18 protein-coding genes and 1 pseudogene are annotated in these 16,515 nt (G+C 42.5%); 12 read left to right on the top strand and 7 right to left on the bottom strand.

Translation table 11 applies throughout. The features are described 5' to 3' along the window. The first annotated feature begins 7 nt into the window (after positions 1–7). From ispG to OFN67_RS01960, 3 genes and pseudogenes are all read left to right on the top strand, one after another. Positions 8–1,069: a flavodoxin-dependent (E)-4-hydroxy-3-methylbut-2-enyl-diphosphate synthase gene (gene ispG / locus OFN67_RS01970; RefSeq protein WP_270867977.1), complete on the top strand. Its 1,062-nt coding sequence runs from the start codon at positions 8–10 to the stop codon at positions 1,067–1,069. Positions 1,070–1,118: 49 nt separating this feature from the next. Beyond that, a pseudogene (locus tag OFN67_RS01965) lies at positions 1,119–2,477 on the top strand (replicative DNA helicase); the annotation flags it as partial. A 462-nt stretch (positions 2,478–2,939) separates the two neighbouring features. Next, positions 2,940–4,175, top strand: a complete 1,236-nt coding sequence (locus tag OFN67_RS01960) for a multidrug effflux MFS transporter (protein ID WP_270867975.1) — start codon at positions 2,940–2,942, stop codon at positions 4,173–4,175. A gap of 170 nt (positions 4,176–4,345) precedes the next feature. Here OFN67_RS01960 and OFN67_RS01955 read toward each other — a convergent pair whose 3' ends face one another. The 5 genes from OFN67_RS01955 to OFN67_RS01935 all read right to left on the bottom strand — a co-directional run bounded on the left by OFN67_RS01955 (position 4,346) and on the right by OFN67_RS01935 (position 9,468). Next, positions 4,346–5,104 (bottom strand): septal ring lytic transglycosylase RlpA family protein, encoded by a 759-nt coding sequence (locus OFN67_RS01955; RefSeq protein WP_270867974.1) that lies wholly within the window; start codon positions 5,102–5,104, stop codon positions 4,346–4,348. A 14-nt stretch (positions 5,105–5,118) separates the two neighbouring features. Next, the gene (locus tag OFN67_RS01950) at positions 5,119–6,171 is read right to left on the bottom strand and encodes a lytic transglycosylase domain-containing protein (protein WP_270867973.1); all 1,053 of its coding nucleotides are present in this window, start codon (positions 6,169–6,171) and stop codon (positions 5,119–5,121) included. Beyond that, on the bottom strand, positions 6,171–6,962 hold the full coding sequence (locus OFN67_RS01945; protein WP_270864950.1) for a TatD family hydrolase: 792 nt from the start codon (positions 6,960–6,962) through the stop codon (positions 6,171–6,173). The genes OFN67_RS01950 and OFN67_RS01945 overlap by 1 nt, the downstream gene beginning before the upstream one ends. 110 nt (positions 6,963–7,072) lie before the next feature. Then, a complete protein-coding gene (locus OFN67_RS01940; protein WP_270867972.1) occupies positions 7,073–8,593 on the bottom strand; it encodes an AAA family ATPase in 1,521 nt (506 codons plus the stop codon). Continuing rightward, positions 8,587–9,468 carry an NAD(+) kinase gene (locus OFN67_RS01935; RefSeq protein ID WP_270864952.1) on the bottom strand — a complete coding sequence of 294 codons (882 nt, stop codon included), beginning with the start codon at positions 9,466–9,468 and terminating at the stop codon, positions 8,587–8,589. The genes OFN67_RS01940 and OFN67_RS01935 overlap by 7 nt, the downstream gene beginning before the upstream one ends. A gap of 86 nt (positions 9,469–9,554) precedes the next feature. Here OFN67_RS01935 and aspS point away from each other — a divergent pair, with 86 nt between their 5' ends. The 8 genes from aspS to OFN67_RS01895 all read left to right on the top strand — a co-directional run bounded on the left by aspS (position 9,555) and on the right by OFN67_RS01895 (position 15,164). After that, positions 9,555–11,309 carry an aspartate--tRNA ligase gene (gene aspS, locus OFN67_RS01930; protein WP_270867971.1) on the top strand — a complete coding sequence of 585 codons (1,755 nt, stop codon included), beginning with the start codon at positions 9,555–9,557 and terminating at the stop codon, positions 11,307–11,309. Further along, complete coding sequence (locus OFN67_RS01925; protein WP_270858806.1) at positions 11,306–11,881, top strand: adenylate kinase; 576 nt, start codon at positions 11,306–11,308, stop codon at positions 11,879–11,881. The genes aspS and OFN67_RS01925 overlap by 4 nt, the downstream gene beginning before the upstream one ends. 22 nt (positions 11,882–11,903) lie before the next feature. Then, positions 11,904–12,068 carry a hypothetical protein gene (locus tag OFN67_RS01920; protein WP_270867970.1) on the top strand — a complete coding sequence of 55 codons (165 nt, stop codon included), beginning with the start codon at positions 11,904–11,906 and terminating at the stop codon, positions 12,066–12,068. 27 nt (positions 12,069–12,095) lie between these two features. Continuing rightward, positions 12,096–12,614 (top strand): inorganic diphosphatase, encoded by a 519-nt coding sequence (gene ppa / locus OFN67_RS01915; protein ID WP_270858808.1) that lies wholly within the window; start codon positions 12,096–12,098, stop codon positions 12,612–12,614. 39 nt (positions 12,615–12,653) lie between these two features. Further along, positions 12,654–13,076 (top strand): Sua5 YciO YrdC YwlC family protein, encoded by a 423-nt coding sequence (locus OFN67_RS01910; RefSeq protein WP_270867969.1) that lies wholly within the window; start codon positions 12,654–12,656, stop codon positions 13,074–13,076. A 60-nt stretch (positions 13,077–13,136) separates the two neighbouring features. Further along, entirely contained in the window at positions 13,137–13,520 is a 384-nt protein-coding gene (locus OFN67_RS01905) for a YgiW/YdeI family stress tolerance OB fold protein (protein ID WP_270867968.1), read from the top strand. Between the two features lie 192 nt (positions 13,521–13,712). Next, positions 13,713–13,886 carry a DUF1328 domain-containing protein gene (locus OFN67_RS01900; protein ID WP_442867994.1) on the top strand — a complete coding sequence of 58 codons (174 nt, stop codon included), beginning with the start codon at positions 13,713–13,715 and terminating at the stop codon, positions 13,884–13,886. Between the two features lie 93 nt (positions 13,887–13,979). After that, complete coding sequence (locus OFN67_RS01895) at positions 13,980–15,164, top strand: replication-associated recombination protein A (protein ID WP_270867967.1); 1,185 nt, start codon at positions 13,980–13,982, stop codon at positions 15,162–15,164. A 262-nt stretch (positions 15,165–15,426) separates the two neighbouring features. On the opposite strand, the gene OFN67_RS01890 is transcribed toward OFN67_RS01895, so the two are convergent. Continuing rightward, positions 15,427–15,588, bottom strand: coding sequence for a hypothetical protein (locus OFN67_RS01890; RefSeq protein WP_270873937.1), 162 nt, complete (start codon positions 15,586–15,588; stop codon positions 15,427–15,429). Positions 15,589–15,925: 337 nt separating this feature from the next. Between OFN67_RS01890 and OFN67_RS01885 the strand changes: the two genes are divergently transcribed. Continuing rightward, positions 15,926–16,066, top strand: coding sequence for a hypothetical protein (locus tag OFN67_RS01885; protein WP_270867966.1), 141 nt, complete (start codon positions 15,926–15,928; stop codon positions 16,064–16,066). Between the two features lie 55 nt (positions 16,067–16,121). Here OFN67_RS01885 and OFN67_RS01880 read toward each other — a convergent pair whose 3' ends face one another. Further along, complete coding sequence (locus OFN67_RS01880) at positions 16,122–16,511, bottom strand: hypothetical protein (protein WP_270867965.1); 390 nt, start codon at positions 16,509–16,511, stop codon at positions 16,122–16,124. Positions 16,512–16,515: the final 4 nt, after the last annotated feature.

Raw genomic sequence — 16,515 nt, 5'->3', positions numbered from 1 at the left:
TTTACAAATGAGATACAAAACAAAACAGATAAAAGTAGGAAATGTTGCTATCGGTGGGGACGCGCCGATTTCGGTGCAGTCGATGACATTTTCGAAGACAAAAGATATAAATGGCACTCTTGCGCAAATCAATCGCCTTTATTTTGCGGGGGCTGATTTGGTGCGATGTGCCGTGCTAGATCACGACGACGCAAAGGCTTTGGCAGAGATAAAGAAAAACTCGCCCTTGCCGATAGTTGCGGATATTCATTTTAACTATCGCTTGGCGTTGGAAGTAGCCCAATTCGTCGATGCGATTCGCATAAATCCGGGCAATATCGGCGGAAAAGAACGCATAAAAGAAGTCGTTAAAGCGTGCAGGGAGCGAAATTTGCCGATTCGCATAGGTGTAAATTCAGGTTCGCTCGAAGAGCAGTTTGAAGCCAAATTTGGCAGAACTCCACAAGGCATGATCCAAAGTGCGCTTTATAATTTCAAATTGCTCGAAGACTTCGATTTCACCGACATTGCGATTTCGCTTAAAAGCTCCGATGTGCCCCGCACGGTTGAAGCCTACCGCACACTTCGTCCGCTTTGCGAGTATCCGTTTCACTTAGGCGTTACAGAGGCTGGGACGACCTTCCACGCGACGATAAAAAGCGCAATCGCACTTGGAACGCTTTTATTGGAGGGCATAGGCGATACGATGAGAGTTTCGATCACGGGCGAACTCGAAGAAGAAATCAAAGTCGCCAAAGCCATACTTCAAGACGCCGGAGTGCAAAAAAGCGGCATAAATATCATCTCGTGTCCTACTTGCGGGAGATTGCAGAGCGATTTAGTCCGTGCGATTAAAATCGTAGAAGAGCGAACAAAACACATAAAAGCACCTTTAAATATCTCAGTCATGGGCTGCGTGGTAAATGCACTTGGCGAAGCCAAAGGCGCAGATGTCGCAATCGCCTTTGGCAAGGGAAACGGACTAGTTATTAGGCATGGCGAAATAGTAGCAAAGCTAAAAGAGAGCGAACTCGTAGAGAGATTTTTAAGCGAAGTAGAGGATGAAGTGAAGCGCTACGAAGAGCGCTAAATTTTGGCAAATTTAATGAAATTTAATCAAATTTAATCAAGGCAAATTTATGGAAGTAGCTGCAAATTTATATGATTTGGATATGGAAAGAGCGATTTTAAGCGCACTCATACAAGACGACGAGGCATACAGCGAAATCGGCGATATGATTGGCGTGGGGGACTTTTATTTCAAACCACACGCCGATGTTTATGAGGCTATCACGAAGTGCGTGGCGCATGATGAGCCTATCGCGCCTAGTTTTATCAAAAAATGGCTAGAAGGCAGGTATAATGAGCAAATTTTTGCTGAAATTTTAGCCACGAGCGGACTAATCGACGCGCGAAAATACGCAAACGAGCTAAAAGAAAAATCTATCAAACGCGGGCTAAATTCTATCGCGCACAGGACACCTACTATCGTAAATGAAACCCAAAAAGCCAAAGAAGCTGCCGATAAAATCAGCGCAGAAATCTACAAACTAATCGACGAGGAAAAGCACGGCGGTGTCAAAACCAGCCCCGAAATCATCACCGAAGTCGTCAGTGAGCTACGCAAACAAAAAGAACAAGCAGGCTCTGAGCTAGTGGGGCTTGATACGGGCTTTACATACCTTAATAAATTCACCAAAGGCTACAAACCGGGCGAGCTTATCATCATCGCTGCGCGCCCAGGTATGGGAAAGACAGCCTTCGTGCTAAATTCCATGCTAAAAACGCTCGAAAAGGGCAAGGGCGTGGTGTTTTTCTCGCTGGAAATGCCAGCCGTGCAGATTATGTATAGAATGCTAAGTATCGGAAGCTCTGTGCCACTAAATTCGATTTTAAGTGCGACTCTAAGCGATGATGATTGGAGCAGGTTTAATGCCGAGTGTGAGCGCATGATGGATTTGCCACTTTTCGTCTATGATAGTGGCCATGTCAATATCCAGCAGGTGCGCACCCAAATGCGCAAACTCAAAGCCGCGCACGAAAATATCGAGCTTTGCGTGGTGGATTATATCGGTTTGATGACAAGCACGAGCAATTTTAGCGAGAGGCATTTGCAAATCGCCGAAATTTCGCGCGGATTAAAGCTACTTGCGCGCGAACTAAATATACCGATTATCGCGCTTTCGCAGCTCAATCGTGGCGTGGAGCTTAGATCAGATAAACGCCCGCAAATGGCGGATTTGCGCGAGAGTGGGGCGATAGAGCAGGACGCGGATATTATACTTTTTGTTTATCGCGATGAGGTCTATAAAGAAAGGGCGTATCGCGAGAAAAAAGCTGCGCTGGAAATGGCAGGCAAAGATCCGAGCGAGATCGAGGAATTTAAGCGAAATGAGCTAGAAGAAAAGGCTGAAATCATCATCGGTAAAAACCGCTCAGGCGAAGCAGGGCGCACGATAGAGGTCGCATTTCAGGGGCCTTATACGCGTTTTGTGGATTTGGTAAGCTTCGGCGGTGCGCCAATGGAGAGTAGCGAGTTTGAAATGACGCCTGATATGACGCCGGATTTTGCCGAAGCAATGCCAATGGTGGGCGAAATTTCGCTAGAAAATGGGGCAGGTGCGCCAAATACTGCGCCGGAATTTGCGCCAAATTTTGCAAATCAGGGCGTGGGAGATACTGCGCCAAATTTTGCGCAAGAAAGCGAGAGCGGGGAATTTATCGAAACTGGCGCAGATGAGATTATGCAAAGCGTAGATGTGCCAAGCCAAAGCGTAGATATCGAAAGCTTCGCAATCCCTGATACAAATATGGCAAATGTCCTAAAACAGGGCGCATATACGCAAGACCAAAGTCAAGGCGAAGAGCTTTTTGGCGATGAAAATGCGAGCGAAAACGACGAAAACCCTGTGGATATTTAGGGGTAAAATTTAGCTAAATTTTGAAATTTAAGGAATTTGATGTTTGAAAAAATCGGCGAATTTTTAAATTCGCCCAAAATCGCAAAACCATATTTAATCATAGTTTTGGCCTATATGTCGGCTGTGGCGCCACTTTCGACGGATATGTATCTGCCAGCGCTCAAAAATGTTCAAACCAGCTTTGAGACGAGCGAATTTTATACTCAGCTCTCAATCAGCGCGTTTTTTGTGGCATTTGCGTTAGGTCAGTTAATCTATGGCCCACTAAGCGATATTTATGGTCGCAGAAAGCCTCTGCTAGTGGGCGTTGCGCTATTTATCGTGGCGAGTATTTTATGCACTAATACCCAGAATATCTACGCTTTTATATTTTTTAGGTTTGTCCAAGCCCTTGGCGGGTGCGCTGGCGTGGTGATTGCGCGCGCTGTGATAAATGATAAATTTGACACCGCCCAGGGCGCGTCGGTTTTGGCGCTGATGATGATAGTAGGCTCCATAGCGCCTATGCTAGCGCCCACATTTGGGGCGTTTATACTAGATTTTGGCGGGTGGAGAGTGATATTTGGCACGCTTTTTGTGCTTGGAATAATTTTATTTTGTATGATATTTTTAGGGCTTAGGGAGAGCGCGATTATCGACAAGAGCCTAAAACTGGGCTTCAAGCCCGTTTTTATAAACTACGCTAGAATTTTGCAAAATCGCAAATTTTTCATTTTTACGCTTTCGTCTGCGCTTACAATGGCGGCGATGTTTGCTTATATCACGGGCTCTGCGTTTGTTTTTAAGGAGCATTTTGGGCTAAGTAGCAAGGAATTTGGGTTGATTTTTGGCATAAATGCGCTGTCAATGACGATTTTTTCGGCGATAAATGCCAAAATCGTGCAAAAAATCTCGCCTTTTGTGATTTTGCAATTTGCCTTTTTAGCGATGATTGTGGGGGCTTTGTGTTTGCTTGGGTGCGGGCTTTTGGGGCTTGGATTTTGGGCGTTTGAGGTTTGCCTTTTTTTCACGCTGGGTATGAAGGGGCTCATAATCCCAAATGCCGTGGTGCTTGCCATGGCGCGCTTCAAGGGCAAATCAGGCTCTGCCTCGGCTGTGCTAGGCGCGGTGCAAATGGCGGTAGCTGGGCTAATCGCTGCGATTGTGGGAGCTGCCGGCGCAAATCACCCATTTTCGCTAGCTGTGGTAATGGCGATTTGCATTTTCCTAGGATACGGCGTCTATCTGTGCGCGAATAAAAAATTCACTAAAAATTTAAAGCGCAAATTTAGCTAAATTCGCAGAATTTAAATTTTATGAAATTTCACCAAAACACTGCGCCAAAATTTCTTTTCCTTTCGAGGCAGTGTTTAAAAATTGCGTTAGCGTGTGAAAAAATGAAATCAAAAATTTGGATAAATTTAACCAAATTTAGGCGAAATTTCGCCTAAATTTAGCCATAAATTTTACTCACGCACGAAAAATGCGTTTTGAAGTGAGCCGCTGGCGATGAAATCGCGCGCCTCGCTCTCGCTTTTAAATCCGCTTAAAAATACCCTATAAATCGGCGCGCCGTCTAGGTCGAACTCGCGCATTACGCTAGGATATCCGTGCAGAGCGTCGTTTTCTCGCGTGAAGCGTGCTGCGCCAGATTGGTTTCTAAACGCTCCGATTTGCACCATAAAATTTCCGCCCACAATCGTCGCATTTGGCGCGCCTTTTTTGATAGTTTGACCATAAAATCCCACGACTTCGAGCTTCACAGGAGCCGTGCCTTTGGCGAAGACGCCGACTTTATTGGCTGCGCTTTTGCTAAGGTCGATTACGCGCCCGCTCACAAATGGTCCGCGGTCGTTTATGCGCACGGTCGCACTTGCGCCAGTGTCGCGGTTGGTGACCTTGACCATGGTGTTCATCGGGTAGGTTTTGTGTGCGGCGGTCATGGCGTTCATATCGTAAATCTCGCCATTGCTTGTCTTTTTGCCGTTAAAGCCCGGTCCATACCAGCTAGCAATGCCACTTTGTGTATCGCCGATACTGACTTGCTCGGGGTAGTAGGTTTTGCCATTTATCTTGTAAGGGCGCATGGTTGCAGGCGAGTTTTTGCCGATTTTAGGGGCTTTTGAGCCTGAACTAGATGACGGATAATTTCTGTGTGATGAAAAACACCCAGCAAAAATTAGCGCGACAAGCGCGCTAAAAATTATTGATTTTTTAAAATGCAAAATTTACTCCGAATTTAAAATTTGAGATCAAACGCCATTGCAACTGTGCGGATTTTTTCATCAGTTTTAGAGGCAAATGTCGGAGTGGTTTTTTCGATCTGTTCGACCTTGACGATGTGTTCGTGCTGAGGCTTAAATTTCGAAAAACTTAGCTTTGGACGATTTTTGATAAGGTTTGGTTCATACGCCTGAAAATCGCCTCTGCTTAGGACAAATTCTGTATATTTGCTCTCTGGGATATAGAAAAAATACTTGCCATTGCTCGGTGAGACGCCGTTTGTAATGTGTGCATTGTAGCTATTCATTTGGGTTTGCGAAATGCCGATTTGTTTGGCGATCGCGCTTAGCTTCGTGCCTGGGGCTACGGCAATGCGTTTTAGCGCCCACGGCTCGTTTTCGAATCTTAGCACCTTTTGCATACTATCGCTTTGGGCGATGTAGGCGAATTTGATAATGCGCTTGATGAAATTTTTGGTCTCTTTTGGCACTGCATTGCTAGAAAGTAGAGTGCCTAAATCATCGTTTCCAGCCGCTTTTATGGCTCTATTCATACAGCCTTCGCCACAATTATACGCCATGAGGGCAGTGTACCATTTGCCAAAATTTTGTCTTAAATGCAAAATATACGAAAACGCAGCGTCCGTCGAGGCTGCGGGATCTCTGCGCTCATCTACATGTGTATCTATACGCAGGCCGAAATTTTTGGCAGTTGTAGGCATGAGTTGCCACATACCGCCTGCTTTGGCGTGCGAAGTAACGGTGTTTTTGAGGTGAGATTCTACCATGGCAAGGTAGAGCAAAAACTCAGGCGCTTCAATGCTTTCGATTTCAGTTTTTACCAAAAAGGCATTGTGAGCTTGTGAAGTGATGATGTCTTTGAATAATTTTTTATCCGAAGAATCGATAGAGCGGTAAATATCAGCGACGACTTTTTGGCTTGAAAGGTTGTTTTCTATGCCAAATTCGTTCATAATGTAGTCGTGATTTACCCGTGAAATTTTTGACTGGCTAGCGTGCGCAAAACCTGCGAAAATTAGCATCAAAAAAATGATTTTAATGACTCTCATTAATCTCCTTTAATTTGATTTGCAAAAAGTCTGTAAGCATTTTGCGTAGTGATACTTTTAATCAATTCTACATCTTTATCCAAAATTTCGGCTATCTTATCCACGACAAGGCTCGTGAAGGCTGGCTCGTTGCGCTCGCCTCTGTGAGGGTGCGGAGTAAGATATGGCGCGTCTGTTTCGACGACGATTTTATCAAGTGGAAGTTTTGGTAAAATTTCGACTAAATTTTTTGCGTTTTTAAATGTCAAAACACCGCCGATTCCAAAATAAAATCCAAATTCGCTTAAATTTGCGAGTAGTGGGCTTGCATTGTAGCAGTGCAAAACACCGCCATTTAGCCCGTTTGCGTGAGTTTTTAAAATTTGATAAGCATCTTCGTTTGCATCTCTAATATGCACGATTAGTGGTAAATTTAGCTCTTTGGCAAGCTCAATTTGCGCCAAAAAAATCTCTTTTTGGCGTGCTTTTTCGCTAGATTTTTGCTCGTCGCTAAGGCCATTTAAGCGATAATAATCCAAACCGCACTCGCCCACACCCACGCATTTTGAGTCGTTTGCGAACTCTTTTAGCGTATTAATGTCAAATTCATCTATTTCATAAGGATGCACGCCCACAGCGAAGAATACATTTGTATAAGTGTGAGAAATCTCCCTAGCGCGCGCTAAATCCGACATACTAGCACCAGGGATGACGATAGTGCCGACATCGTGCTCGCCTGCTCTTTGAACTACGGCGTCAAGGTCGCTAAAATAGCTACTATCATCTAAATGGCAATGTGTATCAATAATCATAAAACTCACTTAAAAATTTATAAACAAAACATTTTACGCCAAAATAGCCAAATTAAAATTAAACAAAGATTAAATATACCAAATTAGTTTCATTTTTGGCTTAAATTTAGCTAATTTTTTAGCTTTTTGGCGAATTCTAATGCTTCCTTGCTTATCGTCTCGCCGCTAATCATTCTGGCTAGTTCTGTGATTTTTTCGCTCTCATTTAGCAGTTTTACGCTCGAAATTTCGCCATTTTTGGTGATTAAAAAGTGCGAGTGAGCTTTGGAGCTGAGCTGTGGCTGGTGCGAGATAGCGAAAATTTGGTAGTATTTCGAGATTTTTTCTAGCACGGTTGCGATACTCATCGCCTCTTTTCCGCTTAAATTCGAATCAATCTCATCGAGGATTAAAATCCCGCTTCCTTGGTTTGTAATCTCCAAATTTGCCCCGATGAAGGCGAGGCGCAGGCGGTTTGTCTCGCCTGAGCTTAAATTTTTAAATTCGGTATTATTTAGCATTACGCGCACTTCGTCGCTGCCGTTTGCTTCCAAGCTCTGCTCTAAAAATTCCAGCCTCACGCTAGGCATATACAAATCGCCCAAATAGCGATTTATCAGGCTTTCTAGCGCGTTTTTATTTGTTTTTCGTTTTGCGCTGATAAGAGTAGCTAAATTTGAAATTTCCAAATTTAGCGCGCCAAATTTCGCGGTCAAATCCCTTTTTTCGAAGCTGATTTGCTCGTAGTGCGCTAGCTCTATTTTGCGCCTTTCAAGCGTGTCAAGCGCGCCGGCAATGTCGCCGTAGCGTTTGTTTAGGCTAGAAAGCGCTTCTAGTCTGTTTAACACTGCCTCGATATCGATTTCATCTAGTTCGTCGAGATTTAAGCTTTCCATTTTTACGCGCAGTTCGTTCATGCTATCTTCGAAAAATGCGCTATCCATTTCGCTTAGATTTAGCGCTTCTATCACGCTTCGCTCAAATTCGAAAATCCCTTCGGCTCTCCCCCAAAGTTCTTCGATTTTATCCTTTTTGCTAAGCTTTTTTTTGACTGCTAAAAGCTCTTCATATTCGCCGATTTTAGGCGAAATTTGCTCGATTTTTTCGATTTCAAATTTGGCAAATTCTTTAAGTTCTTCGATTTTGTTTTCTTCTTCTTCGATTTTTCTAAGCTCTTTTTGCACTCTTAAAAATTCGCTAAATTTAGCCCTAAAATTCGCCAAATTTGCGCCATGAGCGCTATCATTTTTGCAAATCATAAAATCAAGCAACTCCAAAAGCGAGTCAGAGTTTATCTCATCGGCATTTTTTGCGCCTAGAAATTTCACATATTCGCCCGCGATTTTGGTCAAATTTTTCTTTGAAATTAGTTGCGAGTTTATGAAATACCGCACGGATTTATCCCGCAAAATGCGGAAATTATTCGGCGTTTCGTTTTCTATGCCAAACTCATCAAGCCCAAATTCGTGGCTAATGTCGGCTTCTATGATCTTCGCTTCTGCCTCCCTTAGCCCAAACACAGCCAAAATAGCGTTCATTAGCACAGATTTTCCAGCACCGCTCACACCGGTAAATACACTTAGTCCTGGGGCGAAATTTAGCTCGATTTCGTTGAAGCTAAGGTGATTTTTGATATACACTCTCTCTAACATCCAGCATGTCCCCAGCGCAATTTTTCCTTCAAAACCGCGAAATAATCGTATGAGCTAGCGCGGATTATTTGGGATTTGTGTTTTGAAATTTTCACTTCCACGCTTTTGAATTCGTCCATATTGTAAAAATTTTGCCCGTCGATGACTACGCAAAGCTCGGAATTTCCGCTGTTTTTGAAGCCTAGTTTGTATCTTTTTGGCAAAATTAGTGGGCGTTGGGTCAGGCTGTGAGAGCAAATCGGCGTTATAGCGAAAACTTCGCAAAGCGGGTAGATTATCGCGCCGTTTGCGCTCATATTATACGCTGTCGAACCCGCTGGCGAGCTGATTATGACGCCGTCTCCATAGTATGTGTTAAAGTGCGTATCGTCCAAAAACGCGTCGATTTTCGCCATTGACGAGATATGAGAGCGCGTGATAACCATATCGTTAAATGCGCTGATTTCGAGCTTCTCGCCATTTTTGCGCTCCAAACTCACGCTCAAAACAGGCAGTTTATCTAGCCTAAATTTCCCAGCCATAAATTCGCGCCAAAATGCGCTAAATTCGCTATTTTTAATGTCTGTTAGAAAGCCAAGTGTGCCAGCATTCACACCTATTATATATGCCCCTTTTTTTAGCACGCTTCTAGCTACGCCAATTAGCGTGCCGTCCCCTCCAAGGCTGATTAAAACTTTGGTGCGAGATAAAATCTCATCTATGCTAAATCCAGTTTTGCCAAAATACTGCGCGCAGGTTTTTTCGCATAAAATTTCAATGCCCCCCAAGCACAAAATTTTAGAAATTTCCTCCATAATAGGCAAAATTCCCGCCTCTGTTTTGGCGATGATTCCGACAAATTTTAAATTTTTTTGTAATGCGATTAAATTTTCCATGGCGCGATTTTATAAAAAATTAGCTTTGTAAAAGCAAAATTTAAATATAATCATTGGTTTTAATTATTTTTTTTAAGGAGAACACATTGCGAAGTCATTATTGCACCGATCTAAGCAAAGCAAATATCGGCGAAAATGTTAGCGTTTGTGGTTGGGTGAATTCTTACCGCGACCATGGTGGCGTTATTTTCATCGATTTGCGCGATAGAAGCGGACTTTTACAGCTAGTATGCGATCCAAAAGATAGCAAAAGTGCTTACGAAATAGCAAACGATGTCAGAAACGAATATGTTTTGCGCGCAAACGGAAAAGTGCGCGCCAGAGGCGAGGGTTTGGAAAATCCAAATTTAAAAACCGGAGAGATTGAAATCGTAGTCGATGAGCTAATCATCGAAAATCCAAGCCGTGCATTGCCATTTGTCATCGGAGATGAAAGTGTAAATGAGGAAATTCGCCTAAAATACAGATTTTTGGATTTAAGGACGAGCGATAAATTTGAGCGCTTTGCAATGCGTTCAAAAGCAGCCATTGCGGCACGAAATGCGCTTGATAGACTTGGTTTTGTCGAGGTTGAAACCCCTGTGCTAACTCGCGCTACGCCAGAGGGTGCGAGGGATTATTTGGTGCCAAGTCGTGTTTATCCGGGTAGTTTTTATGCGCTTCCGCAAAGCCCACAGCTTTTTAAACAGCTTTTAATGTGCTCTGGATTTGATAGATATTTCCAAGTGGCAAAATGCTTTCGCGATGAGGATTTGCGCGCAGATCGTCAGCCAGAATTTACCCAGATAGATGTCGAGATGAGCTTTTGCGATCAAAACGATGTAATGAAGGTCGCTGAAACATTTTTGAAAGATATTTTCGCTGCTTGTGGTCACGATATTCCAACTCCATTTCGCGTAATGGAGTATAAAGACGCTATGGAGAATTACGGTAGCGATAAGCCAGATCTTCGCTTTGGTATGCCATTTATCGATGTGGCTGATATTTTCGCGCGTTCAAATAATGAAATTTTCGCTAATATCGCAAAAGACACTAAGAAAAACCGCGTAAAAGCCCTTGTCGTCGAGGGTGGAGATTTGAAATTTAGCAAACGCCAAATGCAAAGATTTGAAGAATATGTGCGTAAATTTGGCGCACAAGGACTAGCATTTATCCAAGTCAAAGAAGACGGACTAAAAGGACCTTTGGTTAAATTTTTCGATGAAGCAGATGTGGCTGAGCTAGTCAAACGCTGCGATTTAAAAGTCGGTGATGTTGTATTTTTCGGTGCTGGAAAGAAAAAAATCGTGCTTGATTATATGGGTAGATTTAGACTTTTCCTTGCAAACGAGCTTGGCATTATCGACGAGAACAAACTCGAATTTTTGTGGGTTGTAAATTTCCCAATGTTCGAGCAAAACGACGACGGAAGCTACTCTGCAATGCATCACCCATTTACTATGCCAAACAATGTCGATGAGCCAGATATGGAAGAAATCACCTCTATCGCTTACGATGTCGTGCTAAATGGCGTGGAACTTGGTGGTGGAAGTATCAGAATACATAAAGCTGATATCCAAGAAAAGGTTTTCAAACTGCTTAAAATCGAGCCAGACGAGCAAAGAGAAAAATTTGGCTTCTTGCTTGACGCGCTTAGCTTTGGTGCGCCACCACACGGTGGTATCGCGATTGGTTTTGACAGACTTATGATGCTAGTAACCAAATCAAGTAGCATTAGAGATGTCATTGCCTTCCCTAAAACTCAAAGAGCGCAATGCCCTATGACAAAGGCTCCAAGCGAGGTTAGTAGCGAACAGCTCCAAGAATTAGGACTTAGAATAAATTTAAAGGATAAAAAATGAAAAATCTATTTTTAATCATCGGCGCACCGGGCAGCGGCAAAACCACAGACGCTAGCTTGATTGCGCAAAACAACGAGAGTATCGCTCACTACTCTACTGGCGATTTGCTTCGCGCAGAGGTAGCAAGCGGTAGCGAACTAGGCAAAACAATCGACAGCTTTATTTCAGCTGGAAATTTAGTCCCGCTTGAAGTGGTTGTAGGCACGATAACTTCTGCGATTAAAAGCTCGCCAAAAGATTTTATCATCATCGACGGCTACCCACGAAGCGTGGAGCAAATGACAAAACTCGACGAAGTTTTAAAAAGCGATGATGAGATCGAGCTTAGCGCAGTAATCGAAGTAGCTGTCAGCGAAAACACAGCCAAAGAGCGCGTTTTGGGTCGTGCAAGGGGAGCTGATGATAACGAGCAAGTCTTTTATAACCGCATGAAAGTCTTCAACGAACCAATCGGCGCAATCCGCGAATTTTACGGCAAAAAAGAGATTTTTTACTCAGTTGATGGCGAACGCACAATCGAAGAAATCGTCGAAGATATTAACGATATAATCGCGAAAAAAATCATCGGCTAAGAGTGAAATTTAGGGAATTCCTGTGAAATTTAGCCCCAAATTTGGCTTGAAATTTAGCCTTAGAATTTGCGCTATTTTTGCTGTTTTGGTTTTTTGTGCTGGTTGTGAAGCCAAAAAATCAGTTACTGCGGCGGGAAACAGCGGCGGCGGGGGAGTTTTCACGGGATTTTCTATAAATGCGTGGTAAATTTAAAATTTAAACAAAGGATAAAAAATGGATATTTCTAAAATCAAAGTAGGTTCAAACCCTGATAAAATCAACGCTGTAATCGAAATCCCTTACGGCTCAAACATAAAATATGAAATCGACAAAGAAAGCGGTGCGGTTTGCGTCGATCGCGTGATGTATTCGGCGATGTTTTACCCTGCAAACTACGGCTTCGTGCCAAATACACTAGCAGATGACGGCGATCCGGCTGATATTTTGGTGCTAAATGAATATCCGCTTCAAGCAGGCTCAGTTATCCCATGCCGCTTAATCGGCGTTTTGGTTATGGAAGATGAGAGCGGAATGGATGAAAAACTCCTAGCCGTGCCGGTTAGCAAAATCGACCCTAGATATGACAATATCAAATCTCTAAGCGATTTGCCAAAAATCACCCTTGATAGAATCAAAAATTTCTTTGAAACTTACAAAGCATTAGAGCCGGGTAAATGGGTGAAGGTCAAGGATTTCGAGGACGCTAGCAAGGCCGAGGCAATCCTATCTCGCGCAATCACAAACTACAAATAATAATTTCGCCCAAATTTCGGGCGAAATTTCACTTCCGCTATGATTTACCTAGCCCAGACAGACACCACAGCCGGATTTTTAAGCAAGGACTTTACGCAGATTAACCGCGCGAAAATGCGCCCTGAAAACACTCCATGCGTGCTAACCACGGCGAATTTAAACGAGCTAAAAACCTTAGCGCGCGTGCCAGAAAAATTTAAAAATCTCGTGCGAAGGGCGAAAAAATCGACCTTCATCTACCCAAATCAAATTTCACTTCGCTATGTGCAAGGCTGTGAGCATGCGAAATTTTTGCGTCAATTTGGCGCGATGTATTCGAGCTCGGCGAATTTGCACGGGGAGAAATTCGATGAAGAGTATGCCAGAGATATCGCAGATATCATCGTAGATGAGAAATTTAGTGAGCGCGCTGCGTCGAAAATGTATAAAATTTCAAATTTTAAAATTAAAAAAATTCGTTAAATTTAGATTTAATTCAAATATTGTAAAATCACACAAAAAATTTCTTAAAAGGAGCAAATTATGGTAAAAAAATTTCTAATCCTTAGCGCAGTTTGTGCATTTGCTTTCGCAAAGGGCGGTTTTGTCGGAGGTGATGGCAGTAGCAAGGGTGAGTTCGTCGAATACGGCGCCAAATCATACCGCGTAACTAGCGTCAAAGAGGCGAAATCTTTGCGCGATGATACGAAGGTAACCCTAGTGGGAAATATCAAAAAACGCCTAAATAACGACGATAAATATCTATTCGTGGATAAAAGTGGCGCCTCTATCACCGTCGATATCGACGATGATGACTGGAACGGCCTAGTCGTGAGCCCTGATACCAAAATCCGCATAGTTGGCGAGGTGGATAAGGATTTAGTCGGCGTAGAAATCGATGTCGATGATGTCTTGCCTGTGAAATAATTTTGCGTAAAATTTAGCGCAAAATTTTGCGAAATTTACTTGAAATTCCACGCTGCCGCAAGCCCGAAATACTGCCTCGCTTGCGGTAGCGAATTTTAAAATTTACCTAAATTTGTCAAAATTTCACAAAAATTTATCATTTCATTACCAAATAGAGTTAAAATTTCCCCAATCGCTTTGGCGAAATTTTTAATGGAGGCTAAAATGCTAAGATACGCCATAATCTTCCTAATCATCGCAATCGTGGCTGGAATTTTCGGCTTTGGCGGGATTGCAGGCACAAGTGCAGGTATTGCGAAAATCCTGTTTTTTGTATTTCTTGTGCTTTTTGCAATTTCATTTATTTTTAAGCTCATTAAACGCTAGCTTACGAAGCCTTTGCGCTTCGTAAATTTGGCGTGTAACTTAAAATTTATCCTTACTTCGCTACAATCACGCATCAAATTTCAAAGGCAGGTTATGCAAAGTCTAGCGCTAAAATTTCGTCCCAAAAGCTTAAATGAAATTCTAGGTCAGAAAAAAATCGTGGAGCTTTTTAAAAAATTTATCGCCTCTGGCAAAATTCCGCATAGTATATTTTTCGGCGCGGCAGGGTGTGGCAAAACCACTATGGCGCGCGTGCTCGCAAGCGAGCTGAACTACGATTTTTACGAGCTTGACGCCACGAGCCTAAAAGTCGAAGATATCCGCAAAATCCTATCTGCGCACTCTGGCGTGCTAGCCAAACCGCTGATTTTCATCGACGAAATCCACCGCCTAAGCAAAACCCAGCAAGAGGTTTTGCTAATTCCAATGGAAAATTACGAAGCGATAATAATCGGCGCGACCACGGAAAATCCGCAGTTTGTCATAAGCTCTGGGATTCGCTCTCGCTCGATGATTTTTGAGTTTGAGCCTTTGGGAGCGCAGGAAATGAGCGAGCTTTTTGAGCGGGTGCAGGGCGAGCTGGGCTTCGTGTGCGATGATGATGCCAGAGAGTATCTCATACACACTAGCGCAGGGGACGGGCGAAGTCTTTTAAATTTGCTCGAATTTGCGATTTTGGCTGATAGTAAAATTTCTCTCGATACTCTAAAAACACTGCGCGCGAGTGCCGTAGCACAGGGGGTAAGCTCGGACGATACGCACTACGAGCTAGCAAGCGCGATGATAAAAAGCCTGCGTGGAAGCGACGCGGACGCCGCCCTATACTATGTGGCGCGCCTAATCGAGGCTGGCGAGAGTGCGGATTTCATCGCTAGGCGCATGGTGATTTTAGCTAGTGAAGATATCGGCAACGCCAATCCAAATGCCCTAAATATGGCGGTTAATACACTTTTGGCAGTCAGCAAAATCGGCTACCCAGAAGCTCGCATAATACTAGGACAATGCGCGGTGTATTTGGCACACTCGCCAAAATCAAACTCCGCTTACAACGCCATAAACGAGGCTTTGAAATTCGTGCGAGAGGGGGAAATTTTGCCTACGCCAAGGCATTTGATAAACTCGGACAAAGAGATTGCAAACTACCTTTATCCGCATGATTTCGGTGGCTGGGTGGAGCAAGAATACACTAGCGCGAGAGTGAAATTTTACCACAGCAAACAAATCGGATTTGAAAAAACGCTAGATGAGTGGCTTAAAAAGATAAAGGGTGAAATTTGAATTCTACGCAAAATTTAGCGTAGAATTTTACAAATTTATCATTGCAAAAGCGATATTTTGGCTTTTATATATTTTTTTATCTTTAATCTTTGCTATTTTCTTGCTATAATCTTTGTAAAACCGCAGAAAATGGGAGTTGAAATGTTTTTGGTCATTTTGTTTTCTATCATCTTATTTTTTTGATAAAAAAATATGGCTCTTTGGTTTTTGCGTTGTTTTTAGCCATTTTTGGTGGAGAGTATGATACAGACTTTTAATCATACTATGCGTTAAGCTCTCGCTCTTGTGAGTTGTTTTTAAATTCTTTATTTTGGTAAAATTTCACTTTTTTGATACAATATAAGCGTAATAAGTGGCAGATATACCATGTGGTCGTGTTGTGCCGTTTAAATAGTGCCATCGCGAGTTCAACTCTCGTCACCATTTATTACCTTTGAAATTTTTATTAAAGCTTTATGTTGAATTAAGACTGCGATTGCCACCCAAAAGTAGCCACTTTGGGTAAGTTCAGCCCTTTTGTTAGGGTCGCGGGTATAGGTCTTTACCGCAAACATAAATGCCAAGAGCTTGGCTAGCTCTTTTAAAATCTAAGAGTTGATGGCAGTAACATAGTAGTCCGGGCAATCCCTTTAAAAGCAGGATAAGATTGCGTATTGTAGGTGCGAGTCCTACCGCTCTTAGATTTAAATTTTATATAATCTAAATAAGCAAAGCAAAGGCGTAGCCAAAGCAGAGCAAATTTATGATACAAAGGCAAATTTATGGAAAATGTCGCGCTAGGACTTTTATATGCGTTTATCATAATCGGCTTAATTTCATGGGTGGGAAAAAGGTTTTTTGATTTGCCGACTGGCTGGTCGATTTTAGGCTTTTTGGCTCTTTTGGGCGGTTGTAGCGAGTAAAATTCGATGAATTCTTCAAAATAAGTGCAAATTATCCAAAAAACAAAATTTAAACTTAGTATTTTGTGAAATTTGAAAATGTAAATTTATAATGTTTAAAAATGATTTTAAAAAATATAGCAAATAGCATAAAAATTATAATTGTTTCAAAAACAATAAAAATTTTCGGAAATTCGCCAATGGTATGCTCTTTGTTATTTTCCAAAATTGAAATTTTGTAAATTCTTTCTCTGTCTTTGAAAAAATCTTTGTGTGTATATATCTTCATTGTTTTGCCGTAACTTTTAAACAACTCAGGCGAAATGGGACAATTGCTTGCGTAAATAGTTTCGTTATCCAAAGTTATTTCACAAATAATTCCCCTATTTGAACTTTTGCTAGATTGCTGTGGTTGGTAATAATTGACAAATTTGCCTTGATGCAAAGTTGTGCCTTTTAGGCTCATAGGC

The organism is Campylobacter sp. JMF_11 EL3 (assembly GCF_027736965.1).
In the GTDB taxonomy this organism is placed as follows: Bacteria; Campylobacterota; Campylobacteria; order Campylobacterales; family Campylobacteraceae; genus Campylobacter_B.
This window is presented reverse-complemented; position numbering and strand designations above follow the sequence as displayed.

Coding starts and splice junctions, on each gene's coding strand:
- ppa (WP_270858808.1), top strand. CDS start 12,096: ATGGATATTTCTAAAATCAAAGTAGGTTCAAACCCTGATAAAATCAAC.
- OFN67_RS01940 (WP_270867972.1), bottom strand. CDS start 8,593: ATGTTAGAGAGAGTGTATATCAAAAATCACCTTAGCTTCAACGAAATC.
- OFN67_RS01925 (WP_270858806.1), top strand. CDS start 11,306: ATGAAAAATCTATTTTTAATCATCGGCGCACCGGGCAGCGGCAAAACC.
- OFN67_RS01895 (WP_270867967.1), top strand. CDS start 13,980: ATGCAAAGTCTAGCGCTAAAATTTCGTCCCAAAAGCTTAAATGAAATT.
- OFN67_RS01890 (WP_270873937.1), bottom strand. CDS start 15,588: ATGGTGACGAGAGTTGAACTCGCGATGGCACTATTTAAACGGCACAAC.
- OFN67_RS01880 (WP_270867965.1), bottom strand. CDS start 16,511: ATGAGCCTAAAAGGCACAACTTTGCATCAAGGCAAATTTGTCAATTAT.
- OFN67_RS01945 (WP_270864950.1), bottom strand. CDS start 6,962: ATGATTATTGATACACATTGCCATTTAGATGATAGTAGCTATTTTAGC.
- OFN67_RS01950 (WP_270867973.1), bottom strand. CDS start 6,171: ATGAGAGTCATTAAAATCATTTTTTTGATGCTAATTTTCGCAGGTTTT.
- OFN67_RS01905 (WP_270867968.1), top strand. CDS start 13,137: ATGGTAAAAAAATTTCTAATCCTTAGCGCAGTTTGTGCATTTGCTTTC.
- OFN67_RS01900 (WP_442867994.1), top strand. CDS start 13,713: ATGGAGGCTAAAATGCTAAGATACGCCATAATCTTCCTAATCATCGCA.
- ispG (WP_270867977.1), top strand. CDS start 8: ATGAGATACAAAACAAAACAGATAAAAGTAGGAAATGTTGCTATCGGT.
- OFN67_RS01960 (WP_270867975.1), top strand. CDS start 2,940: ATGTTTGAAAAAATCGGCGAATTTTTAAATTCGCCCAAAATCGCAAAA.
- OFN67_RS01910 (WP_270867969.1), top strand. CDS start 12,654: ATGATTTACCTAGCCCAGACAGACACCACAGCCGGATTTTTAAGCAAG.
- OFN67_RS01885 (WP_270867966.1), top strand. CDS start 15,926: ATGGAAAATGTCGCGCTAGGACTTTTATATGCGTTTATCATAATCGGC.
- OFN67_RS01935 (WP_270864952.1), bottom strand. CDS start 9,468: ATGGAAAATTTAATCGCATTACAAAAAAATTTAAAATTTGTCGGAATC.